The sequence below is a fragment of the Hymenobacter glacieicola genome (genome assembly GCF_014640315.1).
GTDB classification, from domain to species: Bacteria; Bacteroidota; Bacteroidia; order Cytophagales; family Hymenobacteraceae; genus Hymenobacter; species Hymenobacter glacieicola.
In genome coordinates, this window is sequence record NZ_BMGS01000004.1 from 402,573 (window position 1) to 424,294 (window position 21,722).

Annotated in this window: 21 protein-coding genes; 13 read left to right on the forward strand and 8 right to left on the reverse strand. The window is 59.8% G+C overall.

The genetic code is table 11. The annotated features are described in order from the left end of the window. Positions 1-33: 33 nt before the first annotated feature. The 4 genes from IEW18_RS09660 (at position 34) to IEW18_RS09675 (ending at position 4,636) form a co-directional block, all read left to right on the forward strand. Positions 34-2,253, forward strand: coding sequence for an OmpA family protein (locus IEW18_RS09660; RefSeq protein ID WP_188557629.1), 2,220 nt, complete (start codon positions 34-36; stop codon positions 2,251-2,253). A 129-nt stretch (positions 2,254-2,382) separates the two neighbouring features. Next, positions 2,383-3,111, forward strand: coding sequence for a bifunctional demethylmenaquinone methyltransferase/2-methoxy-6-polyprenyl-1,4-benzoquinol methylase UbiE (ubiE, locus tag IEW18_RS09665; protein ID WP_188557630.1), 729 nt, complete (start codon positions 2,383-2,385; stop codon positions 3,109-3,111). Continuing rightward, positions 3,060-3,872 carry a type IX secretion/gliding motility protein PorT/SprT gene (gene porT / locus IEW18_RS09670; RefSeq protein WP_188557631.1) on the forward strand — a complete coding sequence of 271 codons (813 nt, stop codon included), beginning with the start codon at positions 3,060-3,062 and terminating at the stop codon, positions 3,870-3,872. Before ubiE ends, porT begins: the two co-directional genes overlap by 52 nt. Positions 3,873-3,883: 11 nt before the next feature. Next, entirely contained in the window at positions 3,884-4,636 is a 753-nt protein-coding gene (locus IEW18_RS09675) for an SDR family NAD(P)-dependent oxidoreductase (RefSeq protein WP_188557632.1), read from the forward strand. Between the two features lie 72 nt (positions 4,637-4,708). Here IEW18_RS09675 and IEW18_RS09680 read toward each other — a convergent pair whose 3' ends face one another. Both IEW18_RS09680 and IEW18_RS09685 read right to left on the reverse strand, forming a co-directional pair. Further along, positions 4,709-5,383, reverse strand: a complete 675-nt coding sequence (locus tag IEW18_RS09680) for an alpha/beta hydrolase (RefSeq protein ID WP_188557633.1) — start codon at positions 5,381-5,383, stop codon at positions 4,709-4,711. Between the two features lie 94 nt (positions 5,384-5,477). Next, the gene (locus IEW18_RS09685) at positions 5,478-5,972 is read right to left on the reverse strand and encodes a cytidine deaminase (protein ID WP_188557634.1); all 495 of its coding nucleotides are present in this window, start codon (positions 5,970-5,972) and stop codon (positions 5,478-5,480) included. A 285-nt stretch (positions 5,973-6,257) separates the two neighbouring features. Here IEW18_RS09685 and IEW18_RS09690 point away from each other — a divergent pair, with 285 nt between their 5' ends. The 4 genes from IEW18_RS09690 to IEW18_RS09705 all read left to right on the forward strand — a co-directional run bounded on the left by IEW18_RS09690 (position 6,258) and on the right by IEW18_RS09705 (position 9,326). After that, positions 6,258-7,625 (forward strand): saccharopine dehydrogenase C-terminal domain-containing protein, encoded by a 1,368-nt coding sequence (locus IEW18_RS09690; RefSeq protein WP_188557635.1) that lies wholly within the window; start codon positions 6,258-6,260, stop codon positions 7,623-7,625. A gap of 63 nt (positions 7,626-7,688) precedes the next feature. Beyond that, positions 7,689-8,354 carry a hypothetical protein gene (locus IEW18_RS09695; RefSeq protein WP_188557636.1) on the forward strand — a complete coding sequence of 222 codons (666 nt, stop codon included), beginning with the start codon at positions 7,689-7,691 and terminating at the stop codon, positions 8,352-8,354. Positions 8,355-8,356: 2 nt separating this feature from the next. Then, positions 8,357-8,635, forward strand: coding sequence for a hypothetical protein (locus IEW18_RS09700; protein WP_188557637.1), 279 nt, complete (start codon positions 8,357-8,359; stop codon positions 8,633-8,635). Continuing rightward, positions 8,628-9,326, forward strand: coding sequence for an ATP-binding cassette domain-containing protein (locus IEW18_RS09705; protein ID WP_188557638.1), 699 nt, complete (start codon positions 8,628-8,630; stop codon positions 9,324-9,326). Before IEW18_RS09700 ends, IEW18_RS09705 begins: the two co-directional genes overlap by 8 nt. A gap of 12 nt (positions 9,327-9,338) precedes the next feature. Here the strand turns inward: IEW18_RS09705 and IEW18_RS09710 are convergent, their stop codons facing one another. From IEW18_RS09710 to aroQ, 5 genes are all read right to left on the reverse strand, one after another. Then, the gene (locus IEW18_RS09710) at positions 9,339-10,061 is read right to left on the reverse strand and encodes a tRNA1(Val) (adenine(37)-N6)-methyltransferase (RefSeq protein ID WP_188557639.1); all 723 of its coding nucleotides are present in this window, start codon (positions 10,059-10,061) and stop codon (positions 9,339-9,341) included. A gap of 1 nt (position 10,062) precedes the next feature. After that, a complete protein-coding gene (rnhA, locus tag IEW18_RS09715; protein ID WP_188557640.1) occupies positions 10,063-10,530 on the reverse strand; it encodes a ribonuclease HI in 468 nt (155 codons plus the stop codon). 115 nt (positions 10,531-10,645) lie between these two features. Then, the gene (locus IEW18_RS09720) at positions 10,646-11,206 is read right to left on the reverse strand and encodes a MarC family protein (RefSeq protein ID WP_188557641.1); all 561 of its coding nucleotides are present in this window, start codon (positions 11,204-11,206) and stop codon (positions 10,646-10,648) included. 92 nt (positions 11,207-11,298) lie between these two features. Beyond that, positions 11,299-12,366, reverse strand: a complete 1,068-nt coding sequence (locus tag IEW18_RS09725; protein ID WP_188557642.1) for an aminotransferase class V-fold PLP-dependent enzyme — start codon at positions 12,364-12,366, stop codon at positions 11,299-11,301. 143 nt (positions 12,367-12,509) lie between these two features. Further along, complete coding sequence (gene aroQ / locus IEW18_RS09730; RefSeq protein ID WP_188557643.1) at positions 12,510-12,956, reverse strand: type II 3-dehydroquinate dehydratase; 447 nt, start codon at positions 12,954-12,956, stop codon at positions 12,510-12,512. Positions 12,957-13,170: 214 nt separating this feature from the next. Between aroQ and xerD the strand changes: the two genes are divergently transcribed. Continuing rightward, on the forward strand, positions 13,171-14,073 hold the full coding sequence (gene xerD / locus IEW18_RS09735) for a site-specific tyrosine recombinase XerD (protein WP_188557644.1): 903 nt from the start codon (positions 13,171-13,173) through the stop codon (positions 14,071-14,073). A gap of 26 nt (positions 14,074-14,099) precedes the next feature. Here the strand turns inward: xerD and IEW18_RS09740 are convergent, their stop codons facing one another. Further along, positions 14,100-14,522, reverse strand: a complete 423-nt coding sequence (locus IEW18_RS09740) for a hypothetical protein (protein ID WP_188557645.1) — start codon at positions 14,520-14,522, stop codon at positions 14,100-14,102. A gap of 109 nt (positions 14,523-14,631) precedes the next feature. On the opposite strand from IEW18_RS09740, the gene IEW18_RS09745 reads away from it, so the two are divergent. From IEW18_RS09745 to IEW18_RS09760, 4 genes are all read left to right on the forward strand, one after another. Beyond that, positions 14,632-16,368, forward strand: a complete 1,737-nt coding sequence (locus IEW18_RS09745; RefSeq protein WP_188557646.1) for a DUF6044 family protein — start codon at positions 14,632-14,634, stop codon at positions 16,366-16,368. A 119-nt stretch (positions 16,369-16,487) separates the two neighbouring features. Then, on the forward strand, positions 16,488-19,505 hold the full coding sequence (locus IEW18_RS09750) for an FtsK/SpoIIIE family DNA translocase (protein ID WP_188557647.1): 3,018 nt from the start codon (positions 16,488-16,490) through the stop codon (positions 19,503-19,505). Between the two features lie 119 nt (positions 19,506-19,624). Continuing rightward, on the forward strand, positions 19,625-20,269 hold the full coding sequence (lolA1, locus tag IEW18_RS09755) for an outer membrane lipoprotein periplasmic chaperone LolA1 (protein ID WP_188557648.1): 645 nt from the start codon (positions 19,625-19,627) through the stop codon (positions 20,267-20,269). A 145-nt stretch (positions 20,270-20,414) separates the two neighbouring features. Beyond that, the gene (locus tag IEW18_RS09760; protein ID WP_188557649.1) at positions 20,415-21,698 is read left to right on the forward strand and encodes a DUF2851 family protein; all 1,284 of its coding nucleotides are present in this window, start codon (positions 20,415-20,417) and stop codon (positions 21,696-21,698) included. Positions 21,699-21,722: the final 24 nt, after the last annotated feature.

The window sequence follows — 21,722 nt, forward strand, 5'->3', positions numbered from 1 at the left end:
AAAGCCTCGTGCGCCTTCGCGCTTACGGCTGCTATGGCCCAGCCTGCCCTGGCTCAAAGCACACGCAAGCAACTGAAGACTGCTAACAAGTTCTTTTCACAAGAGAACTATCGGGCCTCCATTCCTTACTATGAGCAGGTGTTGGCCAAAGAGCCTAATAATGCACAGGCTTTGTTCCGGGCGGGTATTGCCTATATGTCCTTCGACAAAGAAAAAGCCAGCGATTATATCTATAAGGCGCAGCGTCTAAAGAAGAACGTATCAAAAGATGTAGAGTACTGGTTGGGCCGGGTAGATCACCTGAACTACAATTTTGATGAGGCCATTGCCCACTTCCAGGCGTACAACGCGACGCTGAAAAGCAAGGATACCCGCAAGAAGGAGCTAGCCCAGCTGATTCAGCACAGCAAGAATGCCAAAGTGCAATTCAACAGCCCTAAGGATATTTTTGTAAAAAATCTGGGCCCTACTATCAACACTCCCTACTCGGAGCACAGCCCTGTAATATCCGGTGATGATAAGCTGTTGCTTTTCACCTCGCGCGGTGAAAACGTAACGGGAGCTGGCAACGCCGAAGGTAAAAAAGGTGGTAATCTGGCTTCAGATGGCGAATATTTCGAAGACATCTTTGAAGCCAAGCGGGTTGACGACGAGAACTGGGAAAAGCCCCGTTCGTTGAGCGGTGTACTGAACGGCAAGGGCCACGATGCCTCTATCCAGGTGTTCGACAACGACACCAAAATGCTTATGTACCGGCAGGATGAAAATGGGGACATTTTCTACACGGAGAAGGCCGGTGGTGATTGGACAGCTCCTAAGAAGCTGAACAACAATATCAACTCTAAAGCTTTTGAATCAGACGCCTTCATTACTCCAGATGGCTTAACAATCTACTTCTCTACCAGCAAATTCTCTGAAGAAGGGACGCTGGATATCTACTACGCTACTCGTCAGCCAGGTGGCGATTGGGGCCCAGCTAAAACGCTCGGTAACGCCGTTAACACGGTATATGACGATGACAGCCCTTACTTGAGCAAGGACGGCAAGACGTTGTACTTCTCATCGCGTGGTCACAACACCATGGGTGGCTACGATATCTTCAAGTCGGATTGGGATTCAGTGGGCAATAAGTGGGGCCGTCCCGAGAACATGGGCTACCCCGTCAACACGCCTGATGATGATACCTATTACCGCTTGAGCCCCGACGGTAGCTACGCTTACTTGTCCTCGTACCGCATTGGTGGCTACGGTGAGAAGGACATTTATACTATTAACTACATCAAGAATGCCATTATCCGGGGTCGGGTACTGTCCTCACGCGACAGCACCATTATTCCCGGTGTAGAATTGGTGTTCAGCGGCACCCAGGCTGATAAAACTGCACTGAGCTACCGTGATGTAACCAAGCCAGAAACTGGTGACTATCAGGTCAATGTGCTTTCGGGTCGTACCTATCAGGTAGCTGTATCGAAAGATGGAAAGAACATCGAGACGCAAGAATTTGCTGTTCCGATTTCTACCAACGATTCAACTGTTGTTGAGAAAGATTTCTACGTGAACTACGTGGATACCACGGGCAGAGAGTTTGTGCAGTTCCAGAAGATTTACTTCGACACAGACAAGTACAAACTGCGTCCGGAGTCGATTACGGAGCTGAACAATATCAGCAGCATCCTGAAGGCCAACCCGGGAGTGAATATCTCCATTGAGGGCCACTGTGACTCACGTAACACCGACGAGTACAACATTGTACTGGGCCAGAACCGTGCTGATGCTGCTTATAACTACCTGAAGAAGTCAGGTATTGCTGAAACGCGCATGGTAACGGTAAGCTACGGTGAGCGTCGCCCGGCGGCGGCTAACGATTCGCCGGAAAACATGCAGCTTAACCGTCGCGTGGAGTTCCGCGTGATTGTGAAAGAAGGTGACACTGCTCCACGCCTGAATAATCCTTCGGCTGGTGCTGGCACGGGTACTGGCGCAGGAGCCGGCACTACCAACGCTTCTTCATCTTCCTCATCTACCACGGGTACGGCCACTTCGGTGCCCCTGCAGCCCGGCAAGAGCAAGGCTAAGCTGCCCGACGGCACCAAGGTAAAAACCAAGGTGGACGAGGACAGCGACAAAGTGAAAGTAAAAACCAAAGGCGCCAACGACGAGAAGAGCAAGACCGTCACCAAAGACGGTACCATCGACTCGAAAGCCAAGGAAGCTGATGGTTCGAAAACCAAAGTGAAGACGGACAACGACTAATCGTTTGTTTTCAGAATGCAAAACGGGTCGGGCTAATAGTCCGACCCGTTTTTTTTCAACATAATGCAGGCGGGCCCGTTGTATTTGGGCAATTTCGCCCCCGTTTCCTCGTTCATCGCCCTGAGAAATATGTCCGTAGTACCCTACAAAGATGACGCCGCCGGTAAAAAATCGCAGGTGGCCCAGATGTTCAACAGCATTGCTGGCAAGTATGACTTCCTGAACCACTTCTTGAGCGTGGGTACGGATATCTACTGGCGCCGCAAGGCCGTGGATGAGCTCAAGCAGCTGCGGCCCGCCCGGATTCTGGATATTGCCACCGGCACGGCCGATTTTGCCATCGAAACTCTGCGGGCTGCTACCCCCGATGCCCAGATTACGGGTGTAGATATTTCGGAAGGGATGCTGGAGGTAGGGAGGCGCAAATTGCAGCAGAAGGGCCTGACCCAACGGATTCAGTTGGAACTGGGTGATTCGGAAAACCTGCCGTTCCCGGACAATCACTTCGATGCAGTGACGGCATCCTTTGGGGTGCGCAACTTTGAGAACCTGGAAAAGGGGCTAGCCGAAATGTATCGGGTATTGCGGCCGGGCGGCAAAATGGTGGTGCTGGAGTTCTCCAAACCCACGGCCTTTCCCATGAAGCAGGCCTACAACTTCTACTTTAAGAATATTTTGCCGGTGTTTGGAAAGCTGATTTCCAAGGACCGCGCCGCCTACACCTACCTGCCTGAGTCAGTGCAGGCATTTCCGGATGGCCAGGACTTTCTGGCTATTCTGCGTAAAATCGGCTTTAACTCTCCCGCATGGCAACCCCTCACGTTCGGCATCAGCTCCATTTACACGGCTCAAAAGTAACCCGACTAGCCCTGCTAGCGCTGGCCTTAGGAGCGTTGCCCTTCGGTGCCCAGGCCCAACGTAAAAGCCGCAGCTCCGCCAGCCGGGGCAGTAACGGGCAAGTAAAGTCTGTGACTGTCGACAACTTGCCCGGCTACGACAGCCGCTGGCTGCACCTAGGCATGTACGTGGCGCCCCATTTTTCCCGCTACAAGATTGAGCAGGCCCCCGGCTACCCCAGCCAGGGCGTATCGGCTAATTCCATCATCAGTCCCGGTTTTTCGGTGGGCTTCCTCGGCGACCTGCGGATTGGCGACTACGGGGCCCTGAACTTCTCGCCCGGCGTGAGCTTCCTGACGCGCCGAATTGAGTTTAATAGCTACGGCTACGCGCCTAGTAGTCCTAACGATCCGGAGGAAATAGCGGATCAGGAAATTGGCAGCACGCAGATTGACCTACCGATTCTGTTTAAGCTGAAGTCACAGCGGCGGCGCAACTCCCGGGTGTACATCATCGGGGGCGTGAAACCGAGCTTTAACATCGGAAACCGTCGCAAAGACCCGGAGGTAAACCTGCTGCAGGCCCAAAGCAGCGACGTGGCCCTGGAGTACGGCGTTGGTATGGACCTGTTCTATCCGTTCTTTAAGTTCTCGCCGGAGCTTCGGTTTTCCCACGGCCTCACCAACCTCTACAAGCCCGGCACCGATGTGTACAGCCGCAGCCTGCAGAGCATGAAAAGCAACACGGTGACCCTATACCTGAATATTTGGTCGGGGCGTTAAACTTTCTTCACATGACGAAAACTGCATTTATCACCGGGGCTTCCTCGGGCATTGGGCGGGCTACGGCCGTAGCGTTGGGCAAGGCGGGCTTTCGGCTGGTGCTAACGGGCCGCCGACTAGAGCGCCTGGAGGAACTGGCACAGGAGCTAGCGGGAGCCCCTACCCACCTGCTGACGTTTGACGTGCGCGACCGGGCAGCGGTGGACGCTGCCGTGCAGAGCTTGCCCGCCGCGTTTCAGGACGTGGATGTGCTCATTAACAATGCCGGCAATGCCCATGGGTTGGCACCCATTCAGGAGGGTAGCCCCCAGGACTGGGATGATATGCTGGATGGCAACGTGAAGGGCCTGCTTTACGTGAGTCGGGCGGTGCTACCTGCCATGATCCGGCGTAACTCGGGCCATATCATCAACATCGGCTCCATTGCGGGCCACGAGACGTACGCCAACGGCAACGTGTACTGCGCCTCGAAGGCTGCCGTAGCCGCCCTAACGAAAGGCATGCGGCTTGACTTACTGCCTCACCATATTCGGGTGGCGGAAGTAAACCCGGGGGCCGTAGAAACGGAATTTTCGGAGGTTCGCTTTAAAGGCGACACCGAGCGGGCCGCTAGCGTGTACAAAGGGTTTGAACCGCTTCGGGCCGAAGACGTCGCTGACCTGATTCAGTTCATGGTCACGCGGCCCGCCCACGTCAACATTGCGGAAGTCCTGATTTTGCCCGCCGCGCAGGGAGCTGCCGCTACAATCCGCAAGGAGAGTTAAACAGACCACTACTTATCAACCAACGAAAAAGGCCGCTTTCAAAGCGGCCTTTTTCAGTGGTTGGCAGCTGAGCTACCGTCGAAAAGCTATTTCAGCTTCGTTCAGCTCTGCCAGCACAGCGGCGTTTAGCGTATGCTTGCCGACAAAACGACGGATGGTAGGCTCGACGCCGACGCGGCGGAAAAAACTGCGTTGCTGCTCCAGTGCTTCCTCTGTTACATATTCATCTTCGGTCCCGCAAACAAGGGTTACGGGCAGTTCTCGTAAAAGGTGAGCGGCCACGGCGAAATCCATGTCGGGCGGAAAGGCGCCGGCCCACAGCACTAACTGCACCGGGCGAAACCGGGCCTGGGTTAGCCAGCGGCTTACTGTAGCGGCACCCTGCGAAAAGCCCAGCACCGTCACGGTTACCTCGGGTGCCGCCTGGGGTAGCACCACGGCCAGCAGTTGATTGAGGTAGGCCACATAGTCATTGATTTCTACGAGGCGGTCCTCGCGGGTCATCCAGGTAGCGCCAACGCGGCCACCCGTGCCCTGCAAGTAAAAGCGCGACAGACCCTCGGGAGCTAGCACTACCAGGGTCGGGTCGGCGTCAACTAAGGGCGCGAAGTGCCGGACAAAGTAGGCCGCCAACTGCCCGTAACCGTGTGCCACTACCCACACGCGACGGGTAGCCGTTGAAAGCTCACCCAGTTGGTAGTAACGGGCCGTGCGTACAACAGGCAGGTGATGCTCCTGAGCAGTCATAAAAGGCAAGTACAGGCAAGGGCTAAGCAATGCACTCAGAATCTAACCCGCGCCATTTCAGGCGAGGCCGGACTTGGGCACCGTCTGCTGGCGCTTATTTGATGGGAGGGAGGTCGTCAGAGGTAAAGCCGAAGGGCAATAGGTCCGACAGGGAGTTGAAGCGATAGATGCTGCCATTCGGGCCGGGCAGCAACAGCGGAATTGCCTGGTGCTGCCGGTGCTCATACTCGGCCATTACCTGGCGGCAGGCGCCGCAGGAAGTAACTGGTACAAACTCGCCCTGGGCCGGGCGGGCGGCCACGGCCATGCCCAGAATGCGCCGCTCGGGTTGGGTAGCAGCTAGCCCGAATAAGGCCGTGCGCTCGGCGCACAAGCCCGAGGGAAAGGCGGCGTTTTCCTGATTGGTACCCCGGAAAATAGTGCCATCATCCAGCAGCAAGGCCGTTCCTACGTGAAAGTGGGAGTAGGGAGCGTAGGCGTGGTCAGTGGCAGCTCGGGCGGCCTGCCAGGTGGCGGCTTCGGCAGGGGTGAGGTCGGCTTCGGAAGCCACCACGTCAACGGTAATGGTCAGGTGGAGAGGTTGGGCCATCGGGCGCAAGGGAAGAACGGCCCGGTACCGACGCGCGGCCCCGGGGAGTGAAAAGGGGCGGTGAATGTACGAATTTTTGACTTGCCGACGGAGGCCCCAGGAAAAATACCAGATTTGCTCATCCGCGGCTTCCAACCGAGGTTGCCGATGCTACCCCAGACGGTTGGCCTTGCCTTCAGCGTACTGCCAGCTGCTGCCGCGCAAATTTCTAATATTGGCCCTTGCTTCCCGGCCTTGCGTCGGTAGGCGGCTTCTTGCTACTCCCTCGCCCATCCATTTCATCCTATGACCCGTATTCTGCTGCTTGGTGCCGGCCGCTCGGCCTCCTCTCTTCTGCAGTACCTGCTGCAGCACGCTCCCCAGGAAAACTGGCAGCTGACCGTGGCCGATATGCAGCCAGCGCATCTGGCGCCCGTGTTGCACGCTCACGCGGCGTACGCCCAGGCCGTCCCGTTCGATATGCAGGACGAAACGGCTTTGCTGGAGCGGGTGCAGGGCGCCGACATTGTGGTTTCCATGCTGCCAGCCTTGCTCCACGGCCCCGTAGCCCGGGCCTGCGTGCAGCTGGCCCGTCACTTGGTTACGGCCAGCTACGTGAGCGAGGAAATCGGGGCCCTGGATGAAGAAGCCCGGGCCGCTGGCATCACCATCCTGATGGAGTGCGGCCTGGACCCCGGCCTCGACCACATGTCGGCCATGCGGCTGCTGGCCGACATCCGCCGGCGGGGTGGGCAGATTACCGCGTTTAAATCGTACTGCGGCGGGCTGCTGGCTCCCAGCGCGGAGGGCGACAACCCCTGGAAATATAAATTCACCTGGAACCCCCGGAACGTAGTGCTGGCGGGCCAGAGCACGGCCAAGTATGTGGAGGCCGGCCGGCTGCGCTTCATTCCCTACCAGCAGCTGTTTGCCCGCACCCAAGCGGTGGTAGTGCCTGGCGTGGGCGAGTTTGAAGGCTACGCCAACCGGGATTCGCTCAGCTACCGGGCTCCGTACGGCTTGCACGAGGTGCCGACCATGCTGCGCGGAACCCTGCGCCGCCCCGGCTACTGCGCCGCCTGGCACGCCCTGGTCCGCCTGGGCCTCACCGACGACTCCGTGCACCTGGGCAACGCAGCGGATCTGACGTGGGCAGAGCTACTTGAAGCCTATTTACCAACTGCAATGCCTGGCTTGGCCCTGCCGGCGCGGGTAGCCGCCTACCTCGGGCTGGCGCCCGAAGGGGCGGAAATACAGCGTTTGGCTTGGCTGGGCCTGTTCACGGCTCGTCCTGTTGGGGTGCCCAATGCCACTCCGGCCCAGCTGCTGGAGCGTCTGCTGACGGAAAAATGGGCCCTGCAACCCACTGACCACGACATGATTGTGATGCAGCATCTGGTGGAGTTTACTCTGGATGGTCAAGCTCACGTTGCTACTTCCTCGCTGGTGGTAGTAGGCGATGATACCGTGCACACGGCCATGGCCAAAACGGTGGGCTTGCCGGTGGCAATGGCCGTGCGGCGGCTGGCCCAGGGGCAGCTGACGCAGCGGGGCGTGGTCATTCCCACCTTGCCCGAGCTGTACGAGCCCATCCTGGCGGAGCTGGCCCAGGACTACGCTATTCAGTTTGTGGAGGAGGAGCGTGTGCTACCCGTTCAGAAGCCAGACTGCTAAAATTGGGGAGCACCTCAAACGGGTACCTTAAAATAGATGGCGGCTGGCAGCGTTGATGAGCCCATGCGAAACTACCTCTTCCTGCGGGTCAGGGTGCTGGGCCGCTTGCTGCGCGAGTTGGGCTGGTGGCGGCTGCTGGTCCTGGGAGCCTTGCTGACGTTGGCCGGGGCGCGGGCGCTGGTGGTAGCTGCCAGTAGCCCGTTTCTGGCCTGGGGAGTGCCGCTGGTGGTAGCGGCTATGGTTCTGGGCCTGCACCGCCCCCGCCCCGACCTAACGTTTCTGCAGCTCACGGCGCCGAACTTTCGGCGCTGGCTGGCCACCGAATATGCTTTGCTGAGCGTGTTGCCGGCTTTGTTCCTGCTGGTGTGGGGCCGTTTGGCGCCCGCTGCGCTGACCGTGGTCCTGGCGGCTGCCGTGGCGCTGGTGCCACCTGCCACCGCCCGCGCCAGCCGAACTCACCAACCCAGCTTGTTTCGCAGCACTGCCTTTGAATGGGTGAGTGGCGGCCGGCGCGTGGGCCTGGGGCTGGCGTGGCTAGGGCTGCTGGCCGTAGCGGCTACCACCCGGCACACAGCCACCGGCCCCGCGCTGGCCGTGGTAGGCTGGCTGCTGCTCCTGCTGGATATTTACGGCCCCGCTGAGCCCCAGACCTGGCTGCTGCCCGTGTTGCGCACTCCCGGCCAGTGGCTGCGCAACCGGATAGGGGGGGGCTGCTGTACTTCGGGCTGACGGTGGCACCGCTGGCTGGTATTATGGCCCAGGGCCCGGCTGGGGTAGGAGGCAGCGCCGGCCTGCTGCTCTGGTGCGGGCTCGTGGTTACCATGGTACTTATGGCTAAGTATGCTTTCTACCCTCACGTTACCTTGGCTCGCCTCACCCAGGCCGGGGCCGTAGTGGTAGGCTTTTGTATCCTTGGCAGTAACCCGGCCTACCTGGCCCTGCTGGCAGCCTGTTTGCTGGGCTTGCTGCTCCAAAGCCGCCGCCGCTTAGCTTTCTACCGCTATGATTGAAATACGCGGCCTGCGCAAGAGCTTCGGCGAGCAACTGGTCCTGGAGCACATCGACCTGACCTTGCAGCCTGGTAGCCTGCACGGCCTAGTGGGGACCAACGGCGCCGGCAAAACCACCCTGCTGCACTGCCTCTATGGCTTGCATCCCGACTACTCCGGTACCATTCGCGAAACGGCGGGCTTGTCCATTCGCCAGCACACGGGGCTACTACCCTACGAGCCGTATTTCTACCCGCGCATCACGGGGCGCGAGTACCTGGAGTTTTGCCTGCAAGCCCGGGGGCGCCCGGTGCCCGATCTGGCCGCCTGGAACTACCTGCTGGAGCTACCCCTGGATCAGTATGCGGAGGAATACTCAGCCGGAATGAAAAAGAAGCTGGCCCTGCTGGCTTTGCTGGTACAGAATTTCCGCTACCTCATTCTCGATGAGCCCTTCAACGGCCTCGACCTGAGCACCAACCTGCTGGTGATGGAGCTGCTCCGGCGCCTGCGTAGCCAGGGGGTAGGCATTCTGCTGACTTCCCATCTGCTAGGTTCTCTAACCGAGCTTTGCGACGAAATAACCGTGCTGGCTGACGGGCAAGTATTACGGCATTATCCGGCTACTGAGTTTGCCCACCTGCGCACCGACCTTCTCGACCGCCTGCACCAGCAGAAGCTGGCCCACCTGCGGGAGCTACTACCCGACTAGCGACCTCCGGCCCTACAAACCCAGGTAAAACGGGGCCAATAACTTCTGAAACCGGCTAGAATACACCGTGTCATCGGCCTCGTGCAACAGTAGTTGCTGCTCCAGTACCGGCCCAGCTAGGCGCCCGAAGCTGGTAATATGCCGTAACGCCTTGCTCCCCGGGCGGTGGTGCACGACCAGCCGGGTAATCGGGTGCAGCCCCGCCCTGGCCGCATCCTGTGCGAAGTGCTGCATTTCGGGTGGGGGTAGAAGCACGGTCAGCTGGCCGGCCGGCGTGAGGTAGGTTGCGGCAAACTCGGCTAGCTCGGCAAACGTCAGGGAGTCAGCGGCTGTATGCCGGGCCGTGGTGCGGCCGGCATCCGGGGAGCGGAGCGAGTTGCGGAAAAACGGCGGGTTGCAGAGAATATGGTCGAAGGGTGCCGGAGCCGTGGCCGCGAAATGGGCCAGGGGTTGGGCATGCACCACCAGCCGGTCAGGCCAGGGGCTGGACCGGAAGTTGGCGGCCGCCTGGGCCGCGGCGGCCGCATCCAGTTCCACGGCTTCCACGAAAGCTGCCTGATTGCGCTGGGCGGCCATCAGGGCCAGCAGGCCGGTGCCGGTGCCAACGTCCAGCAGACGGTGCGCGCCTTCCACGGCCGCCACCGCGCCCAGCACGCAGGCATCGGTACTCACCTTCATGGCGCAGGCACCCTGCTCCACCCGAAACTGCTTGAACTGAAAGTAGGCGTTGGGCATGCTACCCGCGCTTGGCTTCAATCAGCTCGTAGCCTTCATCCGTGAGCAAGGGGCCCTTGGTAGCGCTCCACACGGCCAGTTGGTCGCACCGCTCATTTTCGGGGTGGCCATTGTGGCCGCGCACCCAGCGGAACTGCACGCTGCGCTGCTTGTATACTTTTAGGAAGCGCCGCCAGAGGTCCTCGTTGGCCTTCTTGCCAAAATCCGGCTTCGCGGCCCAGCCGAATACCCATTTTTTCTCTACCGCATCCACCACGTAGCGCGAGTCCGTGACGACGGTAATGGGCAGCTCAGGGCGGTTAATGGCCTCCAGGCCCACAATGACGGCCAGCAGCTCCATGCGGTTGTTGGTGGTCAGGCGGAAACCCTGGGTCAGCTCTTTCTCGTGCTGGCCAAAACGCAGAATGGCCCCGTAGCCGCCCGGCCCCGGGTTGCCCCGCGAGGAGCCATCGGTAAATAAGTGAATCAATGGCGAAAACGGGAAGAATGTGGCGAATGGGAAGAATGAGGAAGGGAAATGGCCCTGCTAGGTAGGAAGCAGATTGTTTTCTCCCTCCCCACACTTCCCACCTTCTCCACATCAATTAAAAATTACTTTTAAACAGCTTGATGGCAATAGCCAGCAGAATTACGCCGAACACGCGGCGCAGAATGTCCTCGCCGGCTTTTCCCAGCTTACGCTCAATCCAGGCCGAGCTTTTCAGCACCAGGTACACGAACACCAGGTTCACCAGCACCCCAGCCAGCACGTTGGGTAGTTGGTAGGCGGCGCGCAAGGAAAGCAGCGTAGTCATGGTGCCAGCGCCCACAATCAGCGGAAACGCCAGCGGCACGATGGAACCCGTGGCGCTGAGCGGATTGTGCTTGAACAGCTCTACCCCCAGAATCATCTCCATCCCAATCAGGAAGATGATAATGGCACCCGCCAGCGCAAACGACTGAAAGTCAACCCCGAACAAGGATAAAATGCTCTGGCCCAGAAACAGGAAGGCAATCATCAGGACCCCGGCTACCAGCGTGGCCTTTTCCGAGTGAATCTTGCCCTCGCGCTGCCGGATCTGGATGATAATCGGGATGGAACCCAGAATATCGATGATGGCAAACAGCGTCAGCGTGACGGAAGCAATTTCCTTAAAGCTGAACATAGGGGAAAGGTGAGGTGGTAAGAGGTACAATTGCGAAAACCGGCTGGTGCGCGTCTGGGCGCAACTTCACCTGTCGCAACTTCGCCTTTGCCTTACGCAAACTCGCGGGCGAAAAACTGCACCAGCTGCTCGAAGGCCGCGTCGGGAATGGCCGGGAAGTTGGCGATGCGCAGGCTGGTAGGCTTCCAGGGGCCGTAGCCGCTGCCCAGCTGCAGGCCCTGGGCCAGGGCCCGGCGCTTTACTTCCTCAATCAGGGCCGCAGGGCCCTGCAGGCCGATAACGGTGGTAGAACGAGCCTCGGGGTTGGTAATCAGGGGTGAAAGCTGGGTAGCCTGGTCGAAGTAGTCGTAGAGCTTATTGGCCCGGTCCTGCAGGTGCTGGTGCACCGCCTTGATGGCGGGGCGGTCGGTGAGGGTGCGGCTTAACAGGTAGATATCCAGCACGTTGGGGGTGTGGGTAGTCTGGTAGTTGAGCATCTTTTCGTACTGGGCCATCAGCGAGTTGTAGTGGCGGCGCTCATTGATTTTGCGCACCCGCTCAATGGCCCGCGGCGAGAGCAGCATGATGGACAAGCCCGCCGGCAAGCCAAAGCACTTCTGCACCGAGGCGTACCAGATATCGGCCTTGATGTACTTGAGCTGAATGCCGCCCAACGAGGAGGTAGCATCCACGGCCAGCAGGGCGTTGCCGGGCAGGCGGTTGTACATGTTCAGCACTACCCCGTCGCGCAGCTGGGTGGCGTTGCTGGTTTCGTTTTGGGTGATGCAGACCAGGTCCGTCTTCTCATCGAGGCCGGGCAGGTTGTACACATCCGGCACCTCATCAACGCCGAACTTCAGGCCCGCCGACTCGGGGCGTAGCGCTTGGGCGTACTCAAACCACTTCTCCCCGAAGGCGCCGTTGTAGAGGTGGAAGCTTTTGGTAGGCGTCAGGCTCTGGGCCAGCACTTCCCAGCACTCGGTGGCCGAGCTCATAAAGAACACGGTGTAGTCCTGGGGTACGTTGAGCTTGTTTTTCAGCTCCTGCACGGTTTGGCGCATAAGCTGCACAAACCGCTCGCCGCGGTGCTGGGCCGAGAGCCAGCCTTCGTCGAAGGCATCCTGAAGGTACTGACGCACCTGGGGGTACACTTGCGAAGGGCCGGGATTGAAGGTATACATAGGAAGGAAAGACTAAGGGAATGGAAAGGCAAAGGACGGTGAAATACCGGGATGGAAAACTGGCCAGAGGATGAGTTTGCTGGGCAGACGGCGCGGTTTTGCGCAAGTTGCCCCCCGACTCACCCGTTCACCATCTCCGTGTTTTACACTTTAAACCCTACCCGCCTGGGGCGCTGACCGTCGAAATAGTGCAGGGCCAGCTTGTAGCTTTCAAGCTTAAAGCCGCTGATGCTGCCTACGCAGTTACGGCCGATAAGGCTTTTCTGGCGGAACTCCTCGCGGGCGTGCAGGTTACTCAGGTGCACTTCCACTACGGGCGTGCCAATGGCAGCAATGGCATCGGCCAGGGCCACGCTGGTGTGCGTGTACCCGCCGGCATTCAGCACAATGCCGTGATACGTGAAGCCTACCTCGTGCAGCTTGTCGATCAGGGCGCCTTCGTGGTTGCTTTGAAAATATTCCAGCGTGAACTGCGGAAATGCCTCGCGCAGCTCCGGCAGATAGTCCTCGAAGGAGCGGGCGCCGTAGATGCCGGGCTCGCGCTGGCCAAGCAGGTTGAGGTTGGGGCCGTTGAGCAGCAGAATGTGCATAGGAGAGAAGGGGAGAAGACGCGAAGTAAGAGCTGGGCCGCCGGCCAAGCCTACCCGCGCCGCAAAGGTAGTAGCCTGTCGGAGCCGACCGAAGGGTAACGCTGATTTGCGCTGATAACGTCGAAACAGTCCGGTTAGCATGCAAGTGCTGGCACCGGGGCTGCCGACATCGTTACCTTTACCCCACCTATTTCCTTACCCACCCACGCTGCCCATGTCCACCTGGTCCATTGCGCTCAAACAGTTTGAAGGCTACCTGCAGCTGGAAAAGTCCCTTTCGGCTAACTCCGTGGAAGCCTACGTGCGCGACGTGCACAAGCTGCGGCAGTACCTGGAGCTGGAAAACCTGCCGGCCACGCCCCAGCAGGTGACTACCCGCATTCTGCGCGACTTCCTGACCTGGCTGGGTGGCCTGGGCATGACGGCTACTTCGCAGGCGCGCACGCTCTCGGGCATCAAGGCCTTCTACCGCTTCCTGATTATGGAAGATATGCTCACGCTGGACCCCACCGACACGCTGGACGCCCCCAAAACGGGCCGCAAGCTCCCCGACACGCTCAGCTACCCCGAAATTGAGCAGGTACTCAGTGGCATCGACCTGAGCACGCCCGAGGGCACCCGCAACCGCGCCATGCTGGAAGTTCTTTACAGCTCCGGCCTGCGCGTAAGCGAGCTGACCGGCCTGCGCCTCTCGAATCTGTACGCCGACCAAGGGTTTGTGCGCGTAACGGGCAAGGGCAATAAGGAGCGGCTAGTACCCATCGGGCGCGACGCGCTAAAGCACCTGGGCTTCTACCTGCAAGGCATCCGGGCCCACCTCGACATCAAGCCCGGCCACGAGGATACGGTGTTTCTGAACAAGCGCGGTAGCGGCCTTTCGCGGGTGATGGTGTTCAACATCATCAAGGACGCCGCGGTAAAAGCCGGCATTCAGAAAAGCATCAGCCCCCACACGTTCCGGCACAGCTTTGCTACCCACCTGATTGAGGGCGGGGCCGACCTGCGGGCCGTGCAGGAAATGCTGGGCCACGAAAGCATCACGACCACCGAAATCTACACCCACCTCGACCGGGACTACCTCCGCCAGGTGATTACGGAGTTTCATCCGCGCAGCTAGCCTACCCAATGCCCCCGGGCGTTGGCTTATCTTACCTGGCGCTGGCAGCTGCTCAGCCACTCTACGGCCTCGTACTCATGGTCGAAAATCTGGATTTCAAACTGCGACAGGAGCCGCCTGCTGTCAGCCGCCGACCAGGTATTCACGAAGGCATCGGGTTGGGCAATGTGCGCTACGTAGCGCAGGCCGGCCTCGGCTGCTGGCGGGCCCCAGGTAGTAGCCAGCCACTCCAACGAGTCAAACCAGAGCCCTTGCAGGCGACTATTGTCATTGAGCAGGTAGGGGCAGTTCAGTTGCTTCAGCATGTCCAACCCCAGGGTAGCTCCCTGCTGGGCGTGCTCAGGGCCCACAAGCCCCGTCCAAGTTGCCCGAAGCCAATCATGCGCTTCGTCATAGTATATCTGACAAAAATCAGGGCTGCCGGGGGCAGAGAGTAAACGGTGGTACATAGGAAGGGGAAAATAGGGAGAAGCATATATAACGCAGCTAGAGAATCGTAAGGCCAAGGCTTAAAAAAGGAAATTTTAGTTTTGCGCCGCCGGCACGGCCTACTGCTCTATGTCTGAATATACTAGGAAATCAGGGTTTCGAATCTGGTCGGATAGTCCGCTGTTGTGGGCCGTGGTCGGGGTTCTGCTCCTGAGCTTGGTGTACGTGGCCCCGCGGGGCGCTACCTACATTCTTATCGACGATAACCTCGACACGGAGCTGGCGCCGCCCTTTGCGCTGCTGCAAGAAGGCAAAGCGCTGGATTACCGATCGGCTACCGTGGTAGAGCGGCTCATGAACGGGTTGCCGCGCAACGCCCTGCGCCCAGGTTTGCAGCCCCTGGTAGGCCTGATGGCGCTGCTGGACCCTTTGCCGGCCTACCTGCTGCACGAGCTGCTCGTGCGGCTGGCGGGCCTGGTAGGCATGTACCTGCTGCTGCGCCGCTACGGGTTGCCCGGGGCCGGCCGGGCCACGCTATGTGCCGCGCTGGCGCTGGCCTGGGCCGTGCTGCCTACCTACACGGCCTACGGAGTTTCCGTGTTGGGCCAGCCCTGGGTGGTGCTGGCCCTGCTGAACCTGCGCCGGGGCCGGGGCCACTGGTCTGACTGGCTGATGCTGGTAGGGTTTGCACTCTGGTCGAGCCTGGTGCTGACGGGCCTGTTCGTGCTGGCCGTGGCGGCCTTAGTGCTGATCTGGGACGCCGTTCGGTACGGCCAGGTAGCGTGGCGGCCGGTGTTGGGAGTAGGACTGCTGGCCCTGAGCTACTTGCTGGTAGAGTATCCGCTGGTGTACTCCCTGCTGATTGAGCGGCAGTTCGTCTCGCACCGGGTTGAGTTTGACTACGCCCGGCTGGCACCCGGTGGGGTAGGGGCGGGGCTAAGTGGGGCGGCCCGCTACTTCGGGCTGGGCCAGTACCACGCCGGCCTGTTTCCGCGCGCCGCACCCCTGCTGGCGGCGGGGCTGGCGTTGGCTTACCGGCCCGCCAGCCCCGCCCGGCAGCAGCTTGCTCAGCGGTTGATGCTTAGCTTGAGTATCTTGGTGGTAGTGGCTTTGTTCTGTGGTTTTTATCCGCAGCTAATAGGGGTAGCGCAGCGGGTAGTGCCGCTGCTGCGGGCGTTTAACCTGTCTCGTATCCACTTCCTTACGCCCCTGCTGTGGTTTGGCGTGCTCGTGCTGAGTTTACGCTACCTGCCGCCTGGCCGCCTGCCCCTGGTGCTGGTGGGGCTGCAGCTGCTAATCGGGCTGGGCATGAACCCGGAGTGGACCCTGAACGTGCGCCGCCTGCTGGGCCGCCTGCCTGCCACCGAGCCTACCTACGCCGCCTACGTGGCCCCCGCGTTGTTTGCCCGCATTCAACAGGACATCCAGGCCCGTACTGGCCAACGGCCGGCGCAGTACCGGGTAGCCTGCCTGGGCTTTGCGCCGGCCGTAGCCACGCTCAACGGCTTTTACACGCTGGATGCCTACCAGAACAACTACCCCCTACGGTACAAGCGGCAATTCCGCCCCCTGATTGCCGCCGAACTGGCCAAAAGTCCCGCCCTTCAAACCTATTTCGACGCCTGGGGTAACCGCTGTTACTTATTTTCGGCCGAGTTGGGCAAGAACTTTCGCGTAGGCGCGTTTCCGGCCCGGGTAGTAAACGAGTGGGCTTTCGATGCCCGGGCATTTCACCGGCTGGGCGGGCGCTACGTACTGTCGGCGGCCAAGCTGCGGCACCCGGCGCGCAGTGGGTTACAACTCCTGGAAAGCCGGACGGCCCCGGGGGCTTACTGGCGAATTTGGGTGTACCAAGTCCGGAACTGACTAGCTGAGCACCTGCCTCTTGCCTGGTGTAAAGCCCATTTAATGCCGGAATTACTTCATTGGCCGGCTACTCGGTTACTCACCGGAATTGTCTAGATTTGGTCTTTGGCGTGTCTCTAATGGCTAAAAATACCTACAAGCAATCCTCCTCCGCGGCTCCGGGCCGTACCAACGAGCCCCGGCCCGTGAGCGAGCCGCGCGCGGCCCGCAACCCGTCTTCCCGCCCTGCTGAACCCGAGCCTTCGCGTCGGAACGAGCCCGCTGCCCGCTCACCTCGGCCAGCGGCTCCCAAAGCGCCACGCAAACCCCTGAAGCTGCCCGTCGTGAACCTGAGCGGGCTGTTTGGCTTTCTGCGCGACCGGCGGTTTCAGCTGTTCCTGGGCTTTTTCTTCCTGATCGGGTCCATCTACCTGACCATTGCCTTTATTTCCTTCCTGTTTACGGGCCACGCCGATCAGAGCGTGACGGAAACCGTGGGCCGCACCCCACTTAAGGAAGCGGGTCAGGAAACGGGCAACTGGCTGGGCCTGATTGGGGCGCTGCTGGCGCAATTCCTGATTCAGAAGGGCTTTGGCGTGGCGGCCTTCGCGGCCATTCCCATCGTTTTTTTCATCGGCTACAAAATTGTGTTCCGCCGCGCCGGGGTTTCCTTTACCTATGTTCTGGCGCTGTGCCTGTTTACCATGCTCTGGCTCAGTGTATTGCTGGGCTACGTGGTGCTCACCATTCAGAGTCCCGATGTAGACCCCAACTTGGCGCACAGCCTCGACTTTTTGTGCGGGGGCGTGGGCTACGAAACGGCCTACTGGCTCGATAGCCTCATTGGCTGGGGTACGGTGCTACTGCTGGCTTTCCTGCTGATTTCCTTCGTGGTGTTCTTCTTTAACGTAACCAGCCTGAACCTAAACCTGCGCCGGAGCGCCGGTGAGGAAGAGGACGAGGCCGAAGATGAGGAGCCCGCGTACGCCCCGGCCCGTCGGGCCCCGGCTTCTGCTTTTGCCAGTGCCGTTGAACCGCAGGATGAGGAGGAAAAGGATGACTCGCTGGGCATTACCCTTAAGCGGGTGGGGCCGTTGGCTGCCGCAGCACCCACTGAGGATGAGCTGGACGAGGAAGACGAACTCCCAACCCAGCCCCTGCGCACCGGCCCGGTAGCGGCTCCGGTAATGAGCCCACCCACCAGCATGGCGGCCAGCACCGCCGCCACAGTAGGTGCTGGTGGCTTAGCGGCCGCTACGGCCCTGCCCCTTAGCGTAACTACCGGCGCTGGCTCGTCCCTGACGGGGGCTGCCGCGGCCGCTTTGACCACTGCCGCCCCAGCTAGTGGCCCCAGCTTCTCGGTTGAGATACCCACAGCGGAAGTGGCGCCCCAGCCGGCGCCGACAGTGGTGTCCTCTGTGCCTACCCCGCTCTCCCTGGCCGACTTGGTGGACGACGATACGCCGCTGCCGGCTCCCTCGGCCCCGGCTGCGCCCTTGGTTGCCGCAGCCCCTGTAGTGTCCGCTGGCTTGTCGTTTGAGGTGGAAGATGCTACTACCTCTTCCCACGAGCTGGACCCCTCCGCCGGCGCCGACATGGCCACCATTGCCGAGGAAAATGAGGCAGAGGAGGTCATGCCCACCGGCGAATACGACCCTACCCTCGACCTGCCCCGCTACCAGTATCCTACCCTTGAACTACTGAATGACTACGGAGTAGCTAAAGCTCAGGTAACTAAGGAGGAACTGGAAGCCAACAAGGACCGGATTGTAGAAACGCTGGGCCATTACGGCATTAACATCGCCAGCATCAAGGCCACCATCGGACCCACCGTTACGCTCTATGAAATTGTGCCCGACGCCGGGGTGCGCATCTCCAAAATCAAGAGCCTGGAGGACGATATTGCCCTGAGCCTCGCGGCCCTGGGTATCCGCATTATTGCCCCGATTCCGGGTAAGGGTACCATTGGTATTGAGGTGCCGAACGCCAAAAAGGAAATGGTGAGCATCCGTTCGGTATTCAACACCGACAAGTTCATCGGCACCGAAATGGACTTGCCCATTGCCTTCGGGCGCACCATCACCAACGAAGTGTTCGTGGTGGATTTGGCCAAGATGCCCCACCTGCTGATGGCCGGTGCTACGGGCCAGGGCAAGTCGGTGGGCCTGAACGTGATTCTGGCTTCCCTGCTCTACAAGCGCCACCCCAGCCAGCTCAAGTTCGTGCTCGTCGACCCCAAGAAGGTGGAACTGAGCATCTTCAACAAGATTGAGCGTCACTTCCTAGCCAAGCTGCCCGACACCGAGGAGCCCATCATCACCGACACCAAGAAAGTAGTAAACACGCTCAACTCTTTGTGCATGGAAATGGATCGGCGCTACGACCTGCTCAAGGACGCCGGCTGCCGCAACCTCAAGGAGTACAACCGCAAGTTTGTGGAGCGCCGCCTCAACCCCAAGAAGGGCCACCGCTACATGCCCTTCATTGTGCTGGTGATTGACGAGCTGGCCGACCTGATGATGACGGCCGGCAAGGAGGTAGAAACCCCCATTGCCCGCCTGGCCCAGCTGGCCCGCGCCATTGGTATTCACCTGATTGTGGCTACCCAGCGCCCCTCCGTGAACGTTATTACGGGTATCATTAAGGCCAACTTCCCCTGCCGAATTTCTTTCAAGGTGACCAGCAAAATCGACTCCCGCACCATTCTAGACGCCGGCGGGGCCGATCAGTTGATCGGGCAGGGCGACATGCTCATTTCCCAGGGCTCCGACATCATTCGGGTGCAGTGCGCCTTTATTGACACGCCCGAGGTGGACCGCCTCTGCGACTTTGTGGGCGAGCAGCAGGGCTACCCCGATGCTTATCACCTGCCGGAAGTGGTAGGGGAAAGCGGGGGCGGCAACGATGCCGAGGACTTCGACCCGGCCCAGCGCGACTCCATGTTCGAGGAAGCGGCCCGTGTTATCGTCACGCACCAACAGGGTAGCACCTCCCTATTGCAGCGCCGCCTGAAGCTGGGCTACAACCGCGCCGGCCGATTAATCGACCAATTGGAACACGCCGGCATCGTCGGACCGTTTGAAGGCAGTAAGGCCCGCGAGGTTCTGATTCCGGACGAATACAGTTTGGAACAGTTGTTGAATACCCTGCCCCGGTAGGAGTTCATCCTCGAAACCCGGCGCGTGAACTTTGTTTTATACTTTTATGCGCTGCGGTTAAACTTTATCGGAGTTCTGCGCTCTTACAGTACGCTCTCCACCACCACCTCTCTTTTGCAATGAAAAAATATCTCGCCCTGCTCGCCCTGTCCGTGTCGCTGACTTCTGTCGCCACGGCGCAGCAGGACCCCAAAGCGGGTAAGATCCTGGATCAGATGAGCGCCAAGTACCAGGCCATGAAGGCCTTCAAGGCGACGTTTACCCAAACCCTCGAAAACGACGCGGCCAAGGTAAAGGAAAACCTAAGCGGCGACATCACCGTGAGCGGTCAGAAGTTTCGGCTGAAAATGAGCGGCCAGGAGGTCATCAACAACGGCCAGACCATGTGGACCTACATGAAGGCTGAAAACGAGGTGAACATCTCGGACTACGAGCCCGAAGACCAGGAAATCTCGCCCTCCCAGATCTACACCCTCTACAAAAAAGGCTACAAGTACGCCTACGTGCAGGAAGCCAAGGAAGGTGGCGAGCTGGTTGATGTTATCGAACTCTCGCCCGAGGACCGGAACAACCCCGTGTACAAGGTGCGCCTGAAAGTAGGTAAGACGGATAAGGCCGTGAAAAGCTGGCAGATGTTCAAGAAGAACGGCAACCGCTACACCTACAAAATCAGCAAGTTCCAGCCCAACGTACCGGTAGATGCTACCACCTTCAACTTCGACAAAGCCAAGTACAAAGGCGTGAAGGTGATTGACCTACGCTAACGCCAGCCCAATTGTACAACCGGCCCGCTTCTGCGCTCTGCAGAGGCGGGTCGGTTTATTTTTATGTTTTGGCTCTCATGCGCGTCCCGCTTTGCCTATCTTCCCTGCTTTAGTAATATTTTCTATATACTCTGGTAGAACTGCTATGCAGGAAGACTTTCTCCACTACGTGTGGCAACATCAATACTTTAGCAAAACAGACTTACGAACGGAAGACGGGCAGCCCGTAACTGTGCTCCGGCCTGGGCAGCGCAACTCCGATGCCGGCCCTGATTTTTTGAATGCCCGCGTGCAGCTCGGAGAGGTAGAGTGGAACGGGGCGGTTGAAATTCACATCCGGGCTTCCGACTGGCACCGCCACCAGCACCAAACGGACCAGAAGTATGATCAGGTAGTGTTGCACGTCGTGTACGCGGCCGACGCGCCGGTGGAGCGAACCAACGGCTCCGTGGTGCCGGCCCTGGCGCTGGCCCCGCGCCTGGAGCCTGGCCTGCTGGCGGCTTACGAACGGCTGCGCGACCAGCCCCACGAGGTGGTGCTGCCCTGCGCCCCTTTGCTGCCACAGGTAATGGAGCTGACCCGCACCATGATGACCAGCCGCACCCTGCTGGAGCGGATAGAACAAAAGGCGGAAGCTTTGCTGAGTGTCTTTCAGCAGCAGGGGCAAGATTGGGAAGCTACTGTCTGGCATGGGCTAGCCGCGGCCTTTGGCTTCCAGAAAAACACGGAGCCCATGGCCCGCCTGGCTAAAGCTCTGCCCCTGGCCGTGATTCGCCGCCACCGCCACGATGCGCGGCAACTGGCGGCGCTGGTGTTCGGGCAGGCCGGGTTTCTGGAGGAGGAAATGCAAGGCGATGCGTATGCCCGGGAGCTGCAGCAGGAGTTTGCGTTTCTGCGCCACAAGTACAACCTGAGCGGCACCGCCCTGGCTTCCCACGACTGGAATTTCCTGCGCTTGCGCCCCGCTAACTTTCCTACCGTGCGCCTGGCCCAGCTCGTGAGCCTGCTGCATGCCCGTCCTACCGTATTTGACGCCCTGCAAACGGCCCGGAGCGTGCGGGCATTAGAAGATTTTTTTACAACCCCACTGCCCGAGTACTGGCAAAACCATTCGCGGCCCGGGCGCCCCGGTAAGGTAGCCGCGCTGGGGCGCAGCAGCATTCATTTGTTAATCACGAACTTGGTAGTGCCCCTGCGGGTCGCATTTGCCCAGTACGTGGGCAACCCGGAACTGGTTGAAGCAGCCGTGTCGTTGTTGGAAGAGCTGCCCGCCGAGCACAACCATCTGACCGACGCCTACGCGGCCGCTACCTTCCGCAATGCTACGGCCGCTGATTCTCAGGGGTTGCTGGCCTTGCACCGGGGCTACTGCGCCCCGCGCCGCTGCGTGGAGTGTGCCATTGGGGCTAGTATCTTGCGGCGGCGCTAGCACTGCTGTTAGCGGCTTACCCGT

Bases quoted from the DNA above. Each gene is read 5' to 3' on its own strand.
- IEW18_RS09660 (WP_188557629.1), top strand. From the start codon at position 34: ATGGCCCAGCCTGCCCTGGCTCAAAGCACACGCAAGCAACTGAAGACT.
- ubiE (WP_188557630.1), top strand. From the start codon at position 2,383: ATGTCCGTAGTACCCTACAAAGATGACGCCGCCGGTAAAAAATCGCAG.
- porT (WP_188557631.1), top strand. From the start codon at position 3,060: ATGGCAACCCCTCACGTTCGGCATCAGCTCCATTTACACGGCTCAAAA.
- IEW18_RS09675 (WP_188557632.1), top strand. From the start codon at position 3,884: ATGACGAAAACTGCATTTATCACCGGGGCTTCCTCGGGCATTGGGCGG.
- IEW18_RS09680 (WP_188557633.1), bottom strand. From the start codon at position 5,383: ATGACTGCTCAGGAGCATCACCTGCCTGTTGTACGCACGGCCCGTTAC.
- IEW18_RS09685 (WP_188557634.1), bottom strand. From the start codon at position 5,972: ATGGCCCAACCTCTCCACCTGACCATTACCGTTGACGTGGTGGCTTCC.
- IEW18_RS09690 (WP_188557635.1), top strand. From the start codon at position 6,258: ATGACCCGTATTCTGCTGCTTGGTGCCGGCCGCTCGGCCTCCTCTCTT.
- IEW18_RS09695 (WP_188557636.1), top strand. From the start codon at position 7,689: ATGCGAAACTACCTCTTCCTGCGGGTCAGGGTGCTGGGCCGCTTGCTG.
- IEW18_RS09705 (WP_188557638.1), top strand. From the start codon at position 8,628: ATGATTGAAATACGCGGCCTGCGCAAGAGCTTCGGCGAGCAACTGGTC.
- IEW18_RS09710 (WP_188557639.1), bottom strand. From the start codon at position 10,061: ATGCCCAACGCCTACTTTCAGTTCAAGCAGTTTCGGGTGGAGCAGGGT.
- IEW18_RS09720 (WP_188557641.1), bottom strand. From the start codon at position 11,206: ATGTTCAGCTTTAAGGAAATTGCTTCCGTCACGCTGACGCTGTTTGCC.
- IEW18_RS09725 (WP_188557642.1), bottom strand. From the start codon at position 12,366: ATGTATACCTTCAATCCCGGCCCTTCGCAAGTGTACCCCCAGGTGCGT.
- aroQ (WP_188557643.1), bottom strand. From the start codon at position 12,956: ATGCACATTCTGCTGCTCAACGGCCCCAACCTCAACCTGCTTGGCCAG.
- xerD (WP_188557644.1), top strand. From the start codon at position 13,171: ATGTCCACCTGGTCCATTGCGCTCAAACAGTTTGAAGGCTACCTGCAG.
- IEW18_RS09740 (WP_188557645.1), bottom strand. From the start codon at position 14,522: ATGTACCACCGTTTACTCTCTGCCCCCGGCAGCCCTGATTTTTGTCAG.
- IEW18_RS09745 (WP_188557646.1), top strand. From the start codon at position 14,632: ATGTCTGAATATACTAGGAAATCAGGGTTTCGAATCTGGTCGGATAGT.
- IEW18_RS09750 (WP_188557647.1), top strand. From the start codon at position 16,488: ATGGCTAAAAATACCTACAAGCAATCCTCCTCCGCGGCTCCGGGCCGT.
- lolA1 (WP_188557648.1), top strand. From the start codon at position 19,625: ATGAAAAAATATCTCGCCCTGCTCGCCCTGTCCGTGTCGCTGACTTCT.
- IEW18_RS09760 (WP_188557649.1), top strand. From the start codon at position 20,415: ATGCAGGAAGACTTTCTCCACTACGTGTGGCAACATCAATACTTTAGC.